The sequence below is a fragment of the Notoacmeibacter sp. MSK16QG-6 genome (assembly GCF_024158145.1).
Lineage (GTDB): Bacteria > Pseudomonadota > Alphaproteobacteria > Rhizobiales > Rhizobiaceae > Notoacmeibacter.
Genome location: NZ_JAMYXM010000004.1, coordinates 40686 through 56700, shown reverse-complemented (window position 1 = coordinate 56700; position 16015 = coordinate 40686). Strand labels below are relative to the sequence as shown.

The 16015-nt window shown below is 60.6% G+C and carries 13 protein-coding genes; 8 read left to right on the top strand and 5 right to left on the bottom strand.

The annotated features are described in order from the left end of the window. Positions 1-8 precede the first annotated feature (8 nt). From NIM86_RS12770 to NIM86_RS12750, 5 genes are all read right to left on the bottom strand, one after another. Positions 9-1619, bottom strand: coding sequence for a carboxyl transferase domain-containing protein (locus tag NIM86_RS12770; protein ID WP_253382709.1), 1611 nt, complete (start codon positions 1617-1619; stop codon positions 9-11). After that, positions 1616-2779, bottom strand: coding sequence for an isovaleryl-CoA dehydrogenase (locus tag NIM86_RS12765; protein WP_253382708.1), 1164 nt, complete (start codon positions 2777-2779; stop codon positions 1616-1618). Before NIM86_RS12765 ends, NIM86_RS12770 begins: the two co-directional genes overlap by 4 nt. Beyond that, positions 2761-3384 (bottom strand): TetR family transcriptional regulator, encoded by a 624-nt coding sequence (locus tag NIM86_RS12760; RefSeq protein WP_253382707.1) that lies wholly within the window; start codon positions 3382-3384, stop codon positions 2761-2763. The genes NIM86_RS12765 and NIM86_RS12760 overlap by 19 nt, the downstream gene beginning before the upstream one ends. Positions 3385-3503: 119 nt before the next feature. Then, positions 3504-4241 (bottom strand): winged helix-turn-helix domain-containing protein, encoded by a 738-nt coding sequence (locus NIM86_RS12755; protein WP_253382706.1) that lies wholly within the window; start codon positions 4239-4241, stop codon positions 3504-3506. Continuing rightward, positions 4238-6184: a PAS-domain containing protein gene (locus NIM86_RS12750; protein WP_253382705.1), complete on the bottom strand. Its 1947-nt coding sequence runs from the start codon at positions 6182-6184 to the stop codon at positions 4238-4240. Before NIM86_RS12750 ends, NIM86_RS12755 begins: the two co-directional genes overlap by 4 nt. Positions 6185-6428: 244 nt before the next feature. Between NIM86_RS12750 and NIM86_RS12745 the strand changes: the two genes are divergently transcribed. The 8 genes from NIM86_RS12745 (at position 6429) to NIM86_RS12710 (ending at position 15954) form a co-directional block, all read left to right on the top strand. Continuing rightward, entirely contained in the window at positions 6429-7232 is an 804-nt protein-coding gene (locus tag NIM86_RS12745) for an ABC transporter ATP-binding protein (RefSeq protein WP_253382947.1), read from the top strand. Further along, a complete protein-coding gene (locus tag NIM86_RS12740; RefSeq protein ID WP_253382704.1) occupies positions 7229-9220 on the top strand; it encodes an AMP-binding protein in 1992 nt (663 codons plus the stop codon). Before NIM86_RS12745 ends, NIM86_RS12740 begins: the two co-directional genes overlap by 4 nt. After that, positions 9217-10110, top strand: coding sequence for a branched-chain amino acid ABC transporter permease (locus NIM86_RS12735; RefSeq protein WP_253382703.1), 894 nt, complete (start codon positions 9217-9219; stop codon positions 10108-10110). The genes NIM86_RS12740 and NIM86_RS12735 overlap by 4 nt, the downstream gene beginning before the upstream one ends. 4 nt (positions 10111-10114) lie before the next feature. Then, positions 10115-11176, top strand: a complete 1062-nt coding sequence (locus tag NIM86_RS12730) for a branched-chain amino acid ABC transporter permease (RefSeq protein WP_253382701.1) — start codon at positions 10115-10117, stop codon at positions 11174-11176. Positions 11177-11290: 114 nt separating this feature from the next. Then, the gene (locus tag NIM86_RS12725; RefSeq protein WP_253382700.1) at positions 11291-12532 is read left to right on the top strand and encodes an ABC transporter substrate-binding protein; all 1242 of its coding nucleotides are present in this window, start codon (positions 11291-11293) and stop codon (positions 12530-12532) included. 83 nt (positions 12533-12615) lie between these two features. Further along, positions 12616-13452 (top strand): ABC transporter ATP-binding protein, encoded by an 837-nt coding sequence (locus NIM86_RS12720; protein ID WP_253382698.1) that lies wholly within the window; start codon positions 12616-12618, stop codon positions 13450-13452. A gap of 17 nt (positions 13453-13469) precedes the next feature. Beyond that, positions 13470-14708, top strand: a complete 1239-nt coding sequence (locus NIM86_RS12715; RefSeq protein ID WP_253382695.1) for a phenylacetate--CoA ligase family protein — start codon at positions 13470-13472, stop codon at positions 14706-14708. A gap of 43 nt (positions 14709-14751) precedes the next feature. Then, complete coding sequence (locus NIM86_RS12710; protein ID WP_253382693.1) at positions 14752-15954, top strand: acetyl-CoA C-acyltransferase; 1203 nt, start codon at positions 14752-14754, stop codon at positions 15952-15954. Positions 15955-16015 lie beyond the last annotated feature (61 nt).

Below are 16015 nucleotides of genomic sequence, written 5' to 3'. Positions count from 1 at the left end.
CTTTCTCCTCACATCCTGAACAGGCCGAAGCGCGTTTCGTCGATCGGCGCGTTCAGCGTTGTGGTGAGCGATAGGGCCAGAATGTCGCGGCTTCTCGCCGGATCGATGATGCCATCGTCCCAAAGCCGCGCCGAGGCGTAGAGCGGGTGGCTCTGGCGCGCGAACATCTCTTCGGTCGGCTTGCGGAAGGCGGCTTCGTCTTCCTCGCTCCATTCCTCGCCACGCTTTTCCATCGCCTGCCGTTTGACGATGGCGAGCGTGCGTGCCGCCTGCTCTCCGCCCATCACGGCAATGCGGCTGTTCGGCCAGGACCAGAGGAAGCGCGGCGAATAGGCACGGCCCGCCATGCCGTAATTGCCGGCCCCGTATGAGCCGCCGACGATCATCGTGATCTTCGGAACGGCGGTGGTCGAAACGGCGGTCACGAGTTTCGCGCCATGGCGCGCAATGCCACCCGCCTCAGCCTGCCGCCCAACCATAAAGCCGGTAATGTTCTGCAGGAAGAGCAGTGGGATTTTCCGCTGGCTGCACAGTTCGACGAAATGCGCGCCCTTCACGGCGCTTTCGGAGAACAGCACGCCATTATTGGCCAGGATGCCGACCGGCATCCCATAAAGATGAGCGAAGCCGCAGACGAGCGTTTCGCCGAACCGGGCCTTGAATTCGTCGAAGCGGGAGCCGTCTACAATGCGCGCGATGATCTCACGAATGTCGAACGGCACTTTCGGATCGGCCGGCACGACGCCCATGATCTCGGACGGATCGTAGGCTGGCGCTTCCGGCGTCGTCAGATTGAGCGGAGTACGCTCGGCAGGCGCCAGATTGCCGACGATCCGCCGCGCGATGACCAGCGCATGGGCGTCGTTCTCGGCCAGATGGTCGGCGACGCCGGACAGCCGCGTATGCAGATCGCCACCGCCTAGCTCCTCCGCCGTCACGTCTTCGCCCGTTGCCGCCTTCACCAGCGGCGGGCCCGCCAGAAAGATCGTTCCCTGCTCCTTGACGATGATCGTCTCGTCGCTCATCGCCGGCACATAGGCCCCGCCCGCCGTGCACGAGCCCATGACAACCGCGATCTGGGCGATGCCTTTGGCGCTCATCTGCGCCTGGTTGAAGAAGATGCGGCCGAAATGGTCGCGGTCGGGAAAGACCTCGTCCTGATTGGGCAGGTTCGCGCCGCCGGAATCGACCAGATAGACGCAGGGCAGCCGGTTCTGTTCGGCGATCTCCTGCGCGCGCAGATGCTTCTTCACCGTCAGCGGATAATAGGTGCCGCCCTTCACCGTGGCGTCATTGGCCAGAACCATGACTTCGCGGCCCATGACCCGTCCGATCCCGGCGATTGCGCCGGCCGCCGGCACTTCATCGCCATAAAGGCCGTTCGCCGCCAGAAGGCCGATCTCAAGGAAGGGCGACCCCGGATCGAGCAGGTTCTGCACCCGGTCGCGCGGCAGCATCTTGCCGCGGGAGAGGTGCCTCTCGCGGGAGCGTTCACTACCGCCTTCGAGCGCGCGATCAGCAACATCGCGCACCGCCGCCAATTGCTCTTCCATCGCCTTTTTGTTGGTCTCGAACGCTTCGGACCGCGTGGCGATCTGACTTTTCAGAAGTGCGCTCATGCGGTTTCCGCAAAGAGTTCGCGGCCGATCAGCATGCGACGGATTTCGCTTGTGCCAGCCCCAATCTCGTAGAGCTTGGCATCGCGCAATAACCTGCCCGTCGGGTATTCGTTGATGTAGCCGTTGCCGCCCAGCGCCTGAATGGCTTCCAGCGCAACCTGGGTCGCCTTTTCAGCAGCGTAGAGAATGCAACCGGCGGCGTCCTTGCGGCTGGTTTCTCCCCGGTCGCAGGAGGCCGCGACGGCATAGACGTAAGCCCGGCACGCATTGAGCGTGACATACATGTCGGCCACCTTGGCCTGCATGAGCTGGAACGTCCCGATCGGCTGGCCGAACTGCTCGCGCTCATGGATGTACGGCACCACCACGTCGAGGCAGGCCGCCATGATGCCGAGCGGCCCGGCCGCAAGAACCACGCGCTCATAGTCGAGTCCGCTCATCAGAACGCGCACCCCACCATTCTCTTCGCCCAGAATATTCTCGTAGGGCACCTCGCAATCTTCGAAGACGAGTTCGCATGTGTTAGAGCCCCGCATGCCGAGCTTGTCCAGCTTCTGCGCAGTCGAGAACCCCTTGAAATCCTTCTCGATCAGAAAGGCGGTGATACCGCGCGGCCCGGCATCCGGTTCGGTCTTAGCATAGACGACCAGCGTATCGGCATCCGGTCCGTTGGTGATCCACATCTTGTTGCCGTTCAGAATGAAGCGATCATTTCGCTTCTCCGCCCGCAGCTTCATCGAAACCACATCAGAGCCGGCGCCCGGCTCGCTCATGGCGAGCGCGCCGACATGTTCGCCGGAGATCAGCTTGGGCAGGTATGTCTGCTTCTGCTCTTCGGTACCGTTGCGCTTGATCTGATTGACGCAGAGATTGGAATGCGCACCGTAGGAGAGGCCGACCGAGGCCGAAGCGCGTGAAATTTCTTCAAGTGCCACGCAATGGGCGACATAGCCCATGTCGACACCGCCATAGTCTTCGGAAACGGTGACGCCGAGAAGGCCCAGATCGCCCATCTTCTTCCAGAGATCGTTCGGGAACTGGTTGGAGGCGTCGATCTCCGCGGCGCGCGGCGCGATCTCCTCAGTCGCAAAGCGCCGAACTGTATCGCGAAGCGCCTCGATATCGTCGCCGAGCGCGAAATTCATGGTTTGATCGAACATTGCCTCTCCCCTCCTGCCGGCTCGATGAGCCCGACGCTCTGCATTGTCATCTGTACGTAACTTTCCATGGTGTCCCGGCGACCGAGCCGTCCGCCCTCGCGGTACCAGACCGTAACGCCCGTCATCATGGCAATGATGGCGCGGGTCTGGACGGCCACATCGGGAATACGGAAGAGCCCATGCACGGCCCCTTCGGTCAGAATGTCGCGGAGAACGCCCTCATAACGGTCGCGCAGGGTGTGCAGCCTCTCCCGATGATCGGGTTCGAGGCTGCGCAGCTCCATATATGCGATGAATACATCGTCCGGCTTGTCGATGTGATAGCCGACATGAAATCGGACAAAGGCTTGCAGCCGTGCAACCGGGTTAGCCACATCCGATAACGCCTCGTTCAGCGCCTCTATCAAGGTCTCCATGTGCCCTGTCATCAGGTCGGCAAGAAGATCCTGCTTGCTGGCGAAATGATTGTAGATGCCGCCCTGGCGAATACCGACCGCCTCGGCAATATCGCGCATGGAGACCGCCGCGTAGCCGTTTTCTGAAAAGAGCCGCAGAGCCTCGCGTCGAACATCGTTTCGCGTATCGGAGCGCTTGGTCTTGAGCACGAAATCTGCCACTCGGCTTAATGAATGATCGTTCATTCATTGCATTGTTCAACGGCAAAGACAAGCCGCTACCGGCAGCTTCATTCGAAACAGACGGATTGGGTTCTGGCGGCTATCAGCTAAGCGTCATTCCATTCGACCGGGCTGGTGAACACATAGCCTGCCCCGTAAACCGTACGGATCAGATTGGATGTTTTTGGATTATCGTTGAGCTTCTTACGCAGTCGAGAAACCCGGACATCGACGCTTCGGTCAAAAGGCTCCTCCCCGCTGGCGAAAAGACGTTCAAGCAGAAAATCACGGGTGATCACGCGGCCCGAAGCGTTGAGAAAAGCGCGAAGAATTTCGGCTTCCGCATTCGAGAGCAGCTGCACCTTGCCGTCGGGTCCGGTCAGCTCATAGGTGGTGAAGTCGACTTGCCACTCTCCAAACCGCGCGACCGATTGCTCTTCCGCCTGATCGGCCCTCGCCGGAGACGGCGCTGAGTGGCGCGAACGTCGAAGAACACTTTTGACGCGGGCGACAAGTTCTGCCGGCTCGACCGGTTTGGTCAGATAATCGTCAGCCCCATGCTCCAGCCCCTTCAGCCGATCGTCCAGCGTACCCCGTCCACTGACGACGACTGTGGGAATAGCGGCTGCGCCCAGACGGTCGCTCAGGACCGAAAGCCCATCGCCATCTGGTAAGCCAAGATCGATGATACAGAGTGATGGCGACCGCTCATCAAGCGCTTCGCGAAAAGCGAGGAGACGTTGAAAGTAGCGAACCATCATGCCCGCTTCTTCGAGCGTGCGGCGGAAAACAGCGGCCAGATCCTGATCGTCTTCCAGCAGATAAATGAGATCGCGATTGCTCACTTCATCGGCTCCTGATCGGCAATCCTCATCTCGTCGACTCTTGCGGCGGCGATAGCCAATGTCGCCGCGATACCGGCTGCGTCGACCGGTTTGTGCATTAGCGGCACACCCTCCGGTAGTGCTCCGTCCATGGCTTCCGCCCCGTAGCCGGACAAAAGCGCGACCGGCAAGTTCGGCCAGTTTCGCCGGATCGCCACCGCGAGTGCCAGCCCACCCATTACCGGCATGGAGACATCGGACACGACAGAAGCGATACCTGGCACGCTCTCCAGCAGATCGAGCGCCTCAACGCCGTTCGACGCCTCGATAACATGAGCGCCGGCTGCCACCAGGTCGCGACGCAGTACGTGGCGGACCGCCTCTTCATCGTCGACCAGCAGCAACAATTTGCCCGTCAGGGGAAATGTCGGCGGCGCACCTGAAACACCGTCGTCCTTTTCGGTCAGACCCGCACACGCTGAGTGGTCGGCAGCCGGTAGCGTCAAAGTAAATATCGTGCCCTGACCAGGCTGGCTTTCTACCGTAACACCGCCGCCGGAATCGCTCACGAAACCCTGTACCATGGTCAGACCGAGACCGCTTCGCTCCTGACCGGGCTTGGTGGAATAGAACGGCTCGAAAATACGCGCCCGCCGGACGTCGTCCATGCCTTCACCGTCATCGGCAACGGTTACGACGACCGTTTCACCCGGTCCGTCGCGCATACCGATAGTGATTGTACCCTTTCCGCCGATGGCATCAGCCGCGTTGATCACGAGATTGATGAGACTGGTCTCCAGCAGCGCTGGATCGGCATAGGCCAGAGGCGTGTCCTCAGCGTAGTCAAGGACAAGTTTGGTATCTTCGCCGAGAGAGGGACGGACAAGGTCGGCGATGGTCCGCGCGCAATCGCATAGATCGATAGGAACCGGGGAGAGCGGTTGCCGACGCGCCACCGCCAGCAGCCGGCGCATCAGGTCGGCGCCTCTTCGTGTCGCACGGATTGCCGGCTCCACCATGTCGCGCCGCAGATCATCGTCGCCGATGCGCTCGGCCAGCGGTTTGAGATTGCCCAGAATGATCGTCAGAAGATTGTTGAAGTCGTGAGCGATACCCGAAGAAAGCTGGCCCAGCGTCTCCATCTTCTGCGCCTGCGCCAAGGCGTTGGCAGCCATTTTTTCGCGGGTGATGTTCACTGTCAGCACGTAAAATCCGTTGACGATGCCATCGCCCGCACGGTCGGGCCGAAGGAAGGTACGCGTTTCAAGCGTCCGCCCATCGGGAAAGTGGATGGGAATATCGAAAGTCTGCGCTTCACCCTTCAACGCACGGGCGAAGAACGGCTGCACTCTTTCCCATGTGTCCCTGGACAAGACGTCTCGCTCCGACCGACCGACGATCGTTTTCGGATCGAGTTGATAGGCCCGCGCAAAGCGCCGATTGACGAAGCGGAAGATGCCATCGATATCGAGATAGGCGATGCCGGCGGGCACTTCGCTGGCAATGGAACGAAGTCGCTCTTCGCTCTGCCGCAACTCCTCGGTCCGCTTCAGAATGCGCCTTTCCAGTTCCAGCTCGCGCCGGCGCTGCACGGTGATATCCGAATAGAGCGTCGCGAAGCCCCCACCCGGCAGCGGCCAGCCCGAAACGTTTAGGACAACGCCATTGGGACGGACGCGCTCCAGCGTGTGGCTGCGAAAAAGCCGCGCCGTGCGGACCCGTTCGGCCACCATCTCATTTACATCGCCCGCGCCATATTCGCCGCGCACGGCGTTCCAGCGGATCAGTTCTTCGAACGGCGTGCCGGGTCGGCTCAAAGCGCTCGGCAGATCGAGAAGATCGCAGGCGCGCTCATTGACGAAGACCAAGCGCAAATCGGCGTCGAAGAGGGTCAATCCCTGATCGATACGATCCAGCCCAGCTTTCAGCATGTCGAGCGTGTCGGGTGAAAATTCCACTGACATTGCGCCGGCGATCTCCTCTCTCTCCCTCGCCCATACGTGCCAGTGAAAACGCGCTTTGGCAAAACCGTCGCGAGGGTGAAGGCGTTTTCGGCGACAATTGCACCCGCTGCAAAACTCTGGAAACAATTATTGGCGAGCGTAAGTTCACGACGCAGGGAGAACAGCGGCACGGAGTTTTAGGGGCCAGGCCGCGCATGAGGCGTCGACGGGAGGATTCTGGTTGGCAGATCACGGAAGCACGCTTCTGCGGGTGGACGGTGTTTCTCTTCGCTTCGGCGGCGTAAAAGCGCTGAGCGACGTCACCTTCGACGTGCGCAAGGGCGAACTCTTTTCGCTCATCGGGCCGAATGGCGCCGGCAAGACGTCGATGCTCAACTGTATCTCCGGCCGCTACCGCCCAACCGAGGGCGACATCGAGTGGCGCGGCGAGAACCTTCTGAAGCATTCGATCAACGACCGCGCCAAGCTCGGCATCGGCCGGACCTTCCAGAACCTCGCTCTATTCGGCCATATGAGCGTCCTCGACAACATTCTGGTCGGTCGCCATCATCGGTTGAAGAACAATTTCCTCACCGGCATGACATACTGGATCGGCGGCGCACGACGCGAAGAACTCAACGAGCGACGCTTCGTCGAAACCATCATCGACTTTCTCGAAATCCAGCATGTGCGCAACGAGCCTGCCGGCATCCTCTCCTACGGCCTGCGCAAGCGGGTCGAACTGGCCCGCGCCATGGCGATCGAACCGGAATTGATCCTTCTGGACGAACCGATGGCCGGCATGAATTTGGAGGAGAAGGAGGACATGGCGCGCTTTATCCTCGCACTGCGTGAAGAGTTCGCCATGACCATCATGATGATCGAACACGATATGGGCGTCGTGGTCGACCTGTCCGACCGCGTGGCCGTACTCGATTTCGGCAAGGTGATCGCCGCCGGCTTGCCAGACGAAGTTCTGGCCGACGAGCACGTTAAGAAGGCCTATCTCGGCGAGGATGACGAAGTTCTTCACGCCCTCGCCGAAGAGCAGGAAAGGGCCACAGCATGAGCGCGCCGCGTCTCAAAATATCCGGCGACGAGATCGACTGGCCGCACTCATCCTCTGACTTGCAGGAAGCCGCCACGCTAAAAACGCTGCCGAAGCTCTTGCGGCGCAATGCAAAGCTTTTTCCTGAGGCCATCGCCCAGCGCGAGAAGGAGTTCGGCATCTGGATCAGCTATAGCTGGGCCGAGGTCGAAGGCCACATTTCGCGCATGGCCGCGGCGTTCCACGATCTCAGCGTCGTTCCGGGCGATGTCATTGCCCTGATCGGCGACAACCGTCCCGAATGGGTCTGGGGGGAAGTTGCCGCTCATGCGTGTCGAGCCATGAGCCTCGGCATCTACCGCGATGCGCTGGAAGATGAAATCCGCTATCTCGCCGACTACGCCAAGCCGAAGGTGATTGTCGCCGAGGATGAAGAGCAGGTCGATAAGCTGCTTGCACTCGGCGAGACCATCCCGAGCGTCAAGGCCATCGTCTATACCGATCCGCGCGGTATGCTGAAATATGACGATCCGCGGCTCATCTCTATCGAGGATCTGGAAAAGCGCGGCCAGGCGCTACTGGATGCCAAAGCCGATCTCTGGTCGCGCATGGTGGAAGAGACGGACGGCGCCGATGTCGCCATTCTCTGCACCACGTCCGGCACCACTTCCAATCCGAAGCTCGCCGAATGGACAGGCAATGCCTTCATCGGCCATGCCGCGACCTATCTGCGGGCCGATCCGCGCGGACCCGACGACGAATATGTAGCTGTCCTTCCTCTCTCCTGGGTGATGGAGCAGATGTATTCGGTGGCTTGGAACTTCCTGGCCCGGATGAAGGTAAACTTCCCTGAAGAGGAAGAAACCATGATGACCGATCTACGCGAGATCGGGCCGACCTTTGTGCTGCTTTCGCCGCGTGCATGGGAAACCGTCGCCGCCGATATCCGCGCGCGTATCATGGATGCCCGTCCATGGAAGCGAGGCATCTATCACTGGGGCGTCAAGCGCGGCATGAAGGCCATGGAGGATGGTGAGCGCTCGTCCGCAGCCGAGTGGTTCCTCTTTCGCCATCTACGCGACCGGTTAGGCTTTTCGCGCCTGAAATCCGCCGCGACCGGTGGCGCAGCGATGGGACCGGACACGTTCCGCTTTTTCCAGGCCATGGGTCTGCCGCTGAAACAGCTTTACGGCCAGACCGAAGCGCTCGGCGCGCATACGGTCCACCAGACTGGCCATGTCGACTACGAGACCGTCGGCTTCCCGATGCCGGGCTGCACCCTCACCATCCGCGATCCGGATTCCGAAGGTCTTGGCGAAGTGCTGGTCAGCCATCCGCACATGATGGCCGGCTATTACCGCAACCCGGAAGCGTCGAGCGAGTGTTTCACCGACGACGGATGGTTCGAGACGGGAGATGCCGGCTATCTGACCGATAAGGGCCACCTCGTCGTGATCGACCGGATCAAGGATCTGGCAACGACTTCGCGCGGTGTGCGCTTCTCGCCGCAATTCATTGAGAACAAGCTGAAGTTCTCCACCTATGTCGCCGAGGCGGTCATTCTCGGCAAGGACCGGCCTTACCTCGCCGCGATGATCTGCATCCGCTATCCGATCCTCGCCAAATGGGCCGAAGAGCGGCGCATCTCCTTCACCACCTATTCCGACCTGGCGTCACGCCCGGAAGTCTACGCGCTGCTCCGAGAAGAGGTCGAAAAGGTCAACGCCACCCTGCCGGCCCAACAGCGCATTACGAAATTCCTGCTGCTCTACAAGGAACTGGACGCCGACGATGGCGAACTGACGCGCACCAAGAAGGTGCGGCGTAGCGTCATCGCGGAGAAATACGAAGACATTATCGAGCGCATCTATTCCGGCTCCGATCATGTCGACATCGATACGGTCATCAATTTCCAGGACGGCACCAAACAGCGCATCGTCACCACGCTTGCGATCGAGACGCTGGACAACGCGCCGGACGCCAAACCGACGGAGAGCCAGGCAGCATGAACACCTCACTTCTCCTCCAGCTCCTCGTCAACGGCGTCATCGTCGGGATGCTCTATGGCATCGTCGCCATGTGTTTCGTGCTGATCTACAAATCGACCCAGGTCGTGAACTTCGCGCAGGGCGAATTCGTCGTGCTTGGCGCTTGGGTCTGCCTGTCGCTGGTCGTTTCGCTGGGCCTGCCCTTCTGGCTCGCCTTCATCTTCTCCCTCGTTTTTATGATGATCTTCGGCATTCTGGTTCAGGTCATCCTGCTACGTCCGCTCGTCGGAGAGCCGGTCATTTCCGTCATCATGGCGACCATCGGCCTGTCCATATTCATGCAGGCCACGATGAACTGGATCTTCGGTAACAACGCCGTTCGCTTTCCGCAGGTCTTCGATCAGGCGACGGTCTCCATCGGCGGGCTGAATGTCGAAACGGCCTATCTGATGAGCCTGGTCCTGTCGCTCGTCGTCATGGGGCTGTTCTTCTGGTTCTTCCAGTATTCGCGATGGGGACTGGCGATGCGGGCCACGGCGTGGAACCAGCAAATCGCACAATCGCTCGGCATTTCCGTCGGCCGGGTCTTCGCCATGGCCTGGGCCATCTCGGCGGTGGTCTCCGGTATTGCGGGTGTCGTGATTGGCCTCGTTTCCGCCGTCTCGAACTCGCTCGCGATTATCGGCATCAAGGTGTTTCCAGCCGTCATTGTCGGCGGGCTTGATTCCATTGTGGGCGCCATTATCGGCGGGTTGACCATCGGTATTCTGGAAAATCTCGCCGAGTTTGTCGACGGGCAGTATCTGCATGTCGGCAATATGTACTCGGTCGCGCCTTTCTACGTCCTTCTCATCATCCTGATGATCAAGCCCTACGGCCTCTTCGGCACCCCGGATATCGAGCGAGTATAACCCGATGGCGCATGTTCCAAATCCGAGACCGACTGGCGATTTCCGCGTTTCCTACGCAGCGGACCGAACGCTTTTCAAAACGAGAAACGAAACCTATTTCGTCATCGCAGGCGTTCTTCTGGTTGCGCTAGCACCGCTTTTCTTCGGCGGTTATGTCCTTTCGCAGCTCATTCTGATCGGCATTTACGCCATCGCAGCGCTCGGCCTGAACGTCTTGACCGGAATGACAGGGCAGATTTCGCTCGGTCACGGCGCGTTCTTCGGCTTCGGTGCGTTCGCCTCGGCCTGGATCGCCAGCCGCGGCATTCCCGTCATGTTCGCGATCCCTCTCGCCGGCGTGATGACGATGGCCGTCGGCATGGTCTTCGGCATCCCCGCTGCACGCCTGAAAGGCCTCTATCTCGCGATTGCGACACTGGCGTCGCAATATATTCTTGAGGACTTCTTCGCCCGCGCCGACTGGTTCACGGGCGGCACCTACGGTTCGCTGGCGGAGACGGCAAGCTTCTTCGGCTACCAGCTCGATAGCGACGCCAGCTACCTCTATCTCGTCCTGTTCTGGGTAATCGTCTCCTTCGTCGGCGTCGCCAATCTCGCGCGCACGCGAGACGGACGGGCGCTGGTCGCAGTGCGTGATCACTATCTGTCCGCCGAGATCATGGGAATCAATCTGACCAAATACCGGATTCTGTCTTTCGGTATTTCGTCCTTCTTTGCGGGTATCGGCGGCGCGCTTTACGGCCATTATCTCGGCTTCGTTTCGGGCGAAGGCTTCACCATCCTGCTCTCCATCGAGTTCCTCGCCATGATCATCATTGGCGGCCTCGGCTCAGTCTCAGGGTCGCTGCTCGGCGCGGCATTCATCCTGCTGTTGCCGCAGGCGATGGAAATCTTCGCAAATGCCGTCGCCACTGTCGTCCCCGCTATCGCGCAGGGCACTGCCTACATCAAACAGATGAGCGTCGGCGCGGCGATCATACTCTTCCTCGTGCTCGAACCGGAAGGGCTGGTGCACCGCTGGCGACTCATGCGCGCCAGTTGGAAGCTCTATCCGTTCTCGCACTGAACGCACATTGCCGTTCCGTCGGAGGAGAGACGGGTCGGCTAAAAGGATCGCGGCGGTCCTCGCGGCACCGCCACCATCCCGAACCGAACAAGGCCGCGACTGGGAGGATCAACCATGACGTCGCTCACAAGACTGACCTTCGCCACCGCTTTTGCGGCTGGCACTATCCTGTCCGGCACGGCCTTCGCGCAGGACGACAGCGTGCTCGTCGGCCAGCTTGCCGACTATACCGGAGCCACGTCCTTCGTCGGCAAGCAGTACGGACCGGGTGTCTCCGACGCATTCAAACAGATCAACGCCGATGGCGGCATCGACGGCACGATGGTCGAACTCGACACGGTCGACTACGCCTATAAGGTCCCGGAGGCCATCGCTCAGTTCAAGAAGTGGGTCGGCAATGGCATGGTTGCCCTGCAGGGCTGGGGTACGGCCGATACCGAAGCGCTGATTTCCTTTGTCGCGCGCGAAGAAATTCCGACTATCTCGGCGTCATACTCGGCCCATCTGACCGACCCGACCGGCAAGAACCCGACGACTAAAGCGCCAGCGCCCTTCAATTTCTTCTACGGACCGTCCTATTCGGACGCCTGCCGCGCCGTGGTGCAATGGGCGGCTGAAGACGCCAAGGAAAAAGGGATCGAGAACCCGACTTTCGTGCATACGGGCGATAACCACCCCTACCCCAATGCACCGAAAGAAGCGTGTGGAGCCTATGCTAAGGAACTCGGCTTCAAAGTCGCGCCGCCTGTCGTGGTGCCGCTCGCGCCCGGCGACTTCAAGGCGCAGTGTCTGACGATCAAGGACTCGGGCGCCAATTATGTCTTCATGGGCAATCTTGGCGGTTCGGTCGTCTCGCTGATCAAGAGCTGCAATACCGTCGGCGTGGACGCGATCTACATGGGTAATCCCTGGGCGGGCGATTATCAGACGGTCGAGGCCGCCGAGGCGCAGAACCTCATTTTCCCGTCATCGACCCCATTCTACGGCGCAGATGTGCCGGGCATGGAACTGGTCAGGAAGATCGTCGAGAACGGTGACGGTCAGGTCGGCGACCGTCCGACCCATCACTACATCCGCGGCGTCTGCTCCGCCTATTACATGAAAGAAGCGATGGAGTGGGCCAAGGCCAATGGCGGTATTGAGGGAAAGAACATCCGCGACGGCATGTACCAGAAAACCGACTGGGTGCCTGAGGGTCTCGAAGGTGTCTGCTCGCCTTCGACCTGGACGACGGAAGACCATCGCGGGCTTTTGAAGGTCACGATCAATTCCGGCTCGTTCAAGGATGGCGAGGCCGTGATTGAGAAGATTGCCGAAATCGACGTGCCGCGCCGCGATGAGTGGCTCGGTCAGTAAGACTGCAGCGTCATGCCGGTCGGCCTTAGTGGCCGACCGGCTTCGAACCCCACGACAAGCAGCCAAGTGGAAAGCCACCGCTCATGACCATGACAGCCGAAGCCCTGAAAAGGGAAGATACGGACGCCTCGACCGGCGATGCGATGCTGTCGCTCAACAATGTCGAAGTGGTCTTCAACGATGTGATTCTCGTTCTGCGCGGCATGTCGCTGGAAGCGCGGCGTGGACAGGTCACGGCGCTTCTCGGGGCGAACGGCGCCGGCAAGTCGACCACACTGAAAGCCATCGCCGGACTGCTGCGCACCGAGGATGGCGAGATCACGCGCGGCACAGTCACCTATAACGGTGACGACATCACTCATATGGCGGCGGACCGTAAGGTGCGTGACGGAATATTTCTTGTCATGGAAGGGCGCGGCATCGTCCAGGACATGACGATCCGTGAAAATCTTCGGCTGGGCGCGTTCACGCGAAAAGACGCCGATATCGAGGCGGAAATCGACGAAGTTTACCGCTTCTTCCCGCGCCTTCAGGAGAGAAAGGGCCTCGCCGGCTATCTGTCCGGCGGAGAACAGCAGATGCTGGCCATCGGCCGCGCCATGATGGCCAAGCCAAAGCTGATCATGATGGACGAACCATCCATGGGTCTGTCACCGCTTCTGGTGAAGGAAGTGTTCGGCATTATCCGGCGGCTGAACGAGGAACTCGGCATCACGATTCTTCTGGTCGAGCAGAACGCCAATATGGCGCTCAAGGTCGCCGATTACGGATACATCATGGAGAACGGCAAGATCGTTCTGGACGGCACCGGTGCGGAGCTTTCAGAGAACGAGGACGTCAAGGAGTTCTATCTGGGCGGTGGCGAACGCCGTTCGTTCCGGAACGTGAAAAGCTTCCGCCGCCGCAAGCGCTGGCTTTGAGGCAAACGGAGGAACCGATGTCCAATTTCTTCGATGCGCTCGAAACGCGAACCGAAACCGACCGCGAGTCCGATCTCTTCTCGGCCTTGCGCAATCAGATCGGGCATGCGCGTGCCAATGCGCTTTATTATCGGCGGACCCTTGCGGACATCGATCCCGATGCAATCCGCGACCGCAGGGCGCTTGGCGAATTGCCCATTCTGCGCAAATCCGATCTTCCGGCCTTGCAAGCGGAAAATCCGCCACTCGGAGGAATCGCTACGCAGGATGCGACGAAATTTCGGCGTTTGTTCCTGTCACCCGGTCCGATCATCGAGCCCGAAGCCGACGAAGAGCACTGGCGCATGGGCCGCGCGCTCCACGCCGCAGGCATCGGCGCAGGCGACCGCGTCCTGAACGCCTTCGCCTATCATCTGACACCGGCCGGTTTCATGTTCGACCATGGCTGCGCGGCAGTCGGCGCTTCTGTCTTTCCGGGTGGTGTCGGCAACACCGATCAACAGGCCGAAGCCATCGCTAAACTTGGTCTGACGGCCTATGTCGGCACGCCGGATTTCCTTAAGACTATTCTCGAACGCGCTGATGAAAATGGTCTCGACACGTCCGTCCTGACACGCGCACTCGTCACTGGCGGACCGCTGTTTCCAAACCTTCGTGAATGGTACGCAGCGCGCGGCATCACCGTTCGCCAATGTTACGGCACAGCGGAACTTGGCCTGATCGCCTATGAGAGCGCCGGACCGGCTGACGGCATGATGGTCGACGAGAACGCATTGGTAGAGATCGTCCGGCCCGGCACGGGCGATCCGGTCGCGCCGGGTGAGGTGGGCGAAGTGGTCGTTACCACATTCAACCGGCTCTACCCGCTCATTCGCTTCGCGACAGGCGATCTGTCGGCCTTCATGACCGGCGCCTCGCCCTGCGGGCGCACCGCACCTCGCCTGAAGGGGTGGATGGGACGCGCCGACCAGACCACGAAGGTGCGCGGCATGTTCGTCCATCCAGCCCAGGTAGCGCGCATAATCGCGCCCTATAAGAGTATCGACCGCGCTCGCCTCATCGTCACCGAACAGGAAGGTCATGACATGCTCACATTGCATGTCGAAGCCGAAGGCGAGCCCAACGGTCTTGCCGAAAGGCTGGCGGAAGCGCTGCGGGCCGAATGCCGCTTACGCGGCGACGTGGTCTTCGACAGTCCCGGCACTCTCCCCAATGACGGCAAGGTCGTGGACGACCGCCGCCAGCTGGGCGTATGAATCGACCGGGCATGTGGCCTGAACCGATGAAGGATATATCGCCATGTCATCGCAAACCATCGTCATCACCGGCGCGGCTCGCACGCCGATGGGCGCGTTTCAGGGCGAACTCTCCAGTGTTTCGGCGACCGAACTCGGCACGGCGGCCATCGATGCGGCGTTGAAGAAGGCCAATGCGTTCGGTGAGGCCATCGACGAGGTCTTCATGGGCAATGTTCTGCCGGCCGGCCTCGGCCAGGCCCCTGCCCGTCAGGCCGCCATCCATGCCGGCATCGACAAGGCAACGCCCTGCACGACGATCTCAAAGGTCTGCGGCTCCGGAATGCGCGCAGTGATGTTCGCTCACGACGCGTTGATGCTCGGCCATGGCAAGACGATCGTCGCCGGCGGCATGGAGAGCATGAGCAACGCTCCTTATCTGCTGCCGAAGGCGCGCAGCGGCTACCGTATCGGCCATGGCCAGGTTCTCGACCATATGATGCTCGACGGGCTGGAAGACGCCTACGACATCGCTCCGGACGGTAGGCGTCGCTCAATGGGCACTTTTGGCGAGGATTGCGCTGAAAAATATCAGCTGACGCGCGACGCCCAGGACAGTTACGCCATCGCTAGCGTCGAGCGCGCCGCCAAGGCCAATAAGGATGGCGGCTTCGACTGGGAAATGACGCCCGTCACTGTTTCGTCGCGGAAGGGCGAAACCGTCATCGACAGCGATGAAGGGCCGCGCAGCATCAAGACTGAGAAGATCCCGCAATTGCGTCCGGCCTTCCGCAAGGACGGTTCGATCACCGCGGCCTCTTCCTCGTCGATCAACGATGGCGCGGCGGCGCTCGTTCTTTCCACCATGGCGCAGGCCGAAAAAGACGGCGCAGCACCCGTCGCGCGGATCGTCGGGCACAGCGCCTTCGCCGCCGAGCCGGGCTGGTTCACCACTGCGCCCATCTTCGCCATGGACAAGCTTCTGGAAAAGATTGGCTGGTCCTACGAGGATGTCGATCTTTTCGAAATCAACGAAGCCTTCGCGGTGGTGCCTATGGTGGCGATGCAGCAGCGCTCCATCCCGCATGAAAAGGTGAATATCCATGGCGGTGCCTGCGCGCTCGGTCATCCCATCGGCGCTTCCGGCGCACGGATCGTCGTCACGCTTCTCGGCGCTCTGAAACGCCATGGCCTGTCGAAGGGCGTCGCTTCCATCTGCATTGGTGGCGGTGAAGGAACAGCGATAGCTGTTGAAATGATCAACTGAGATTGACCCGAAGTCAGCTTCGATAGCTCCACGAAATCCATCCAAAGTGTTTCCCGGTCGA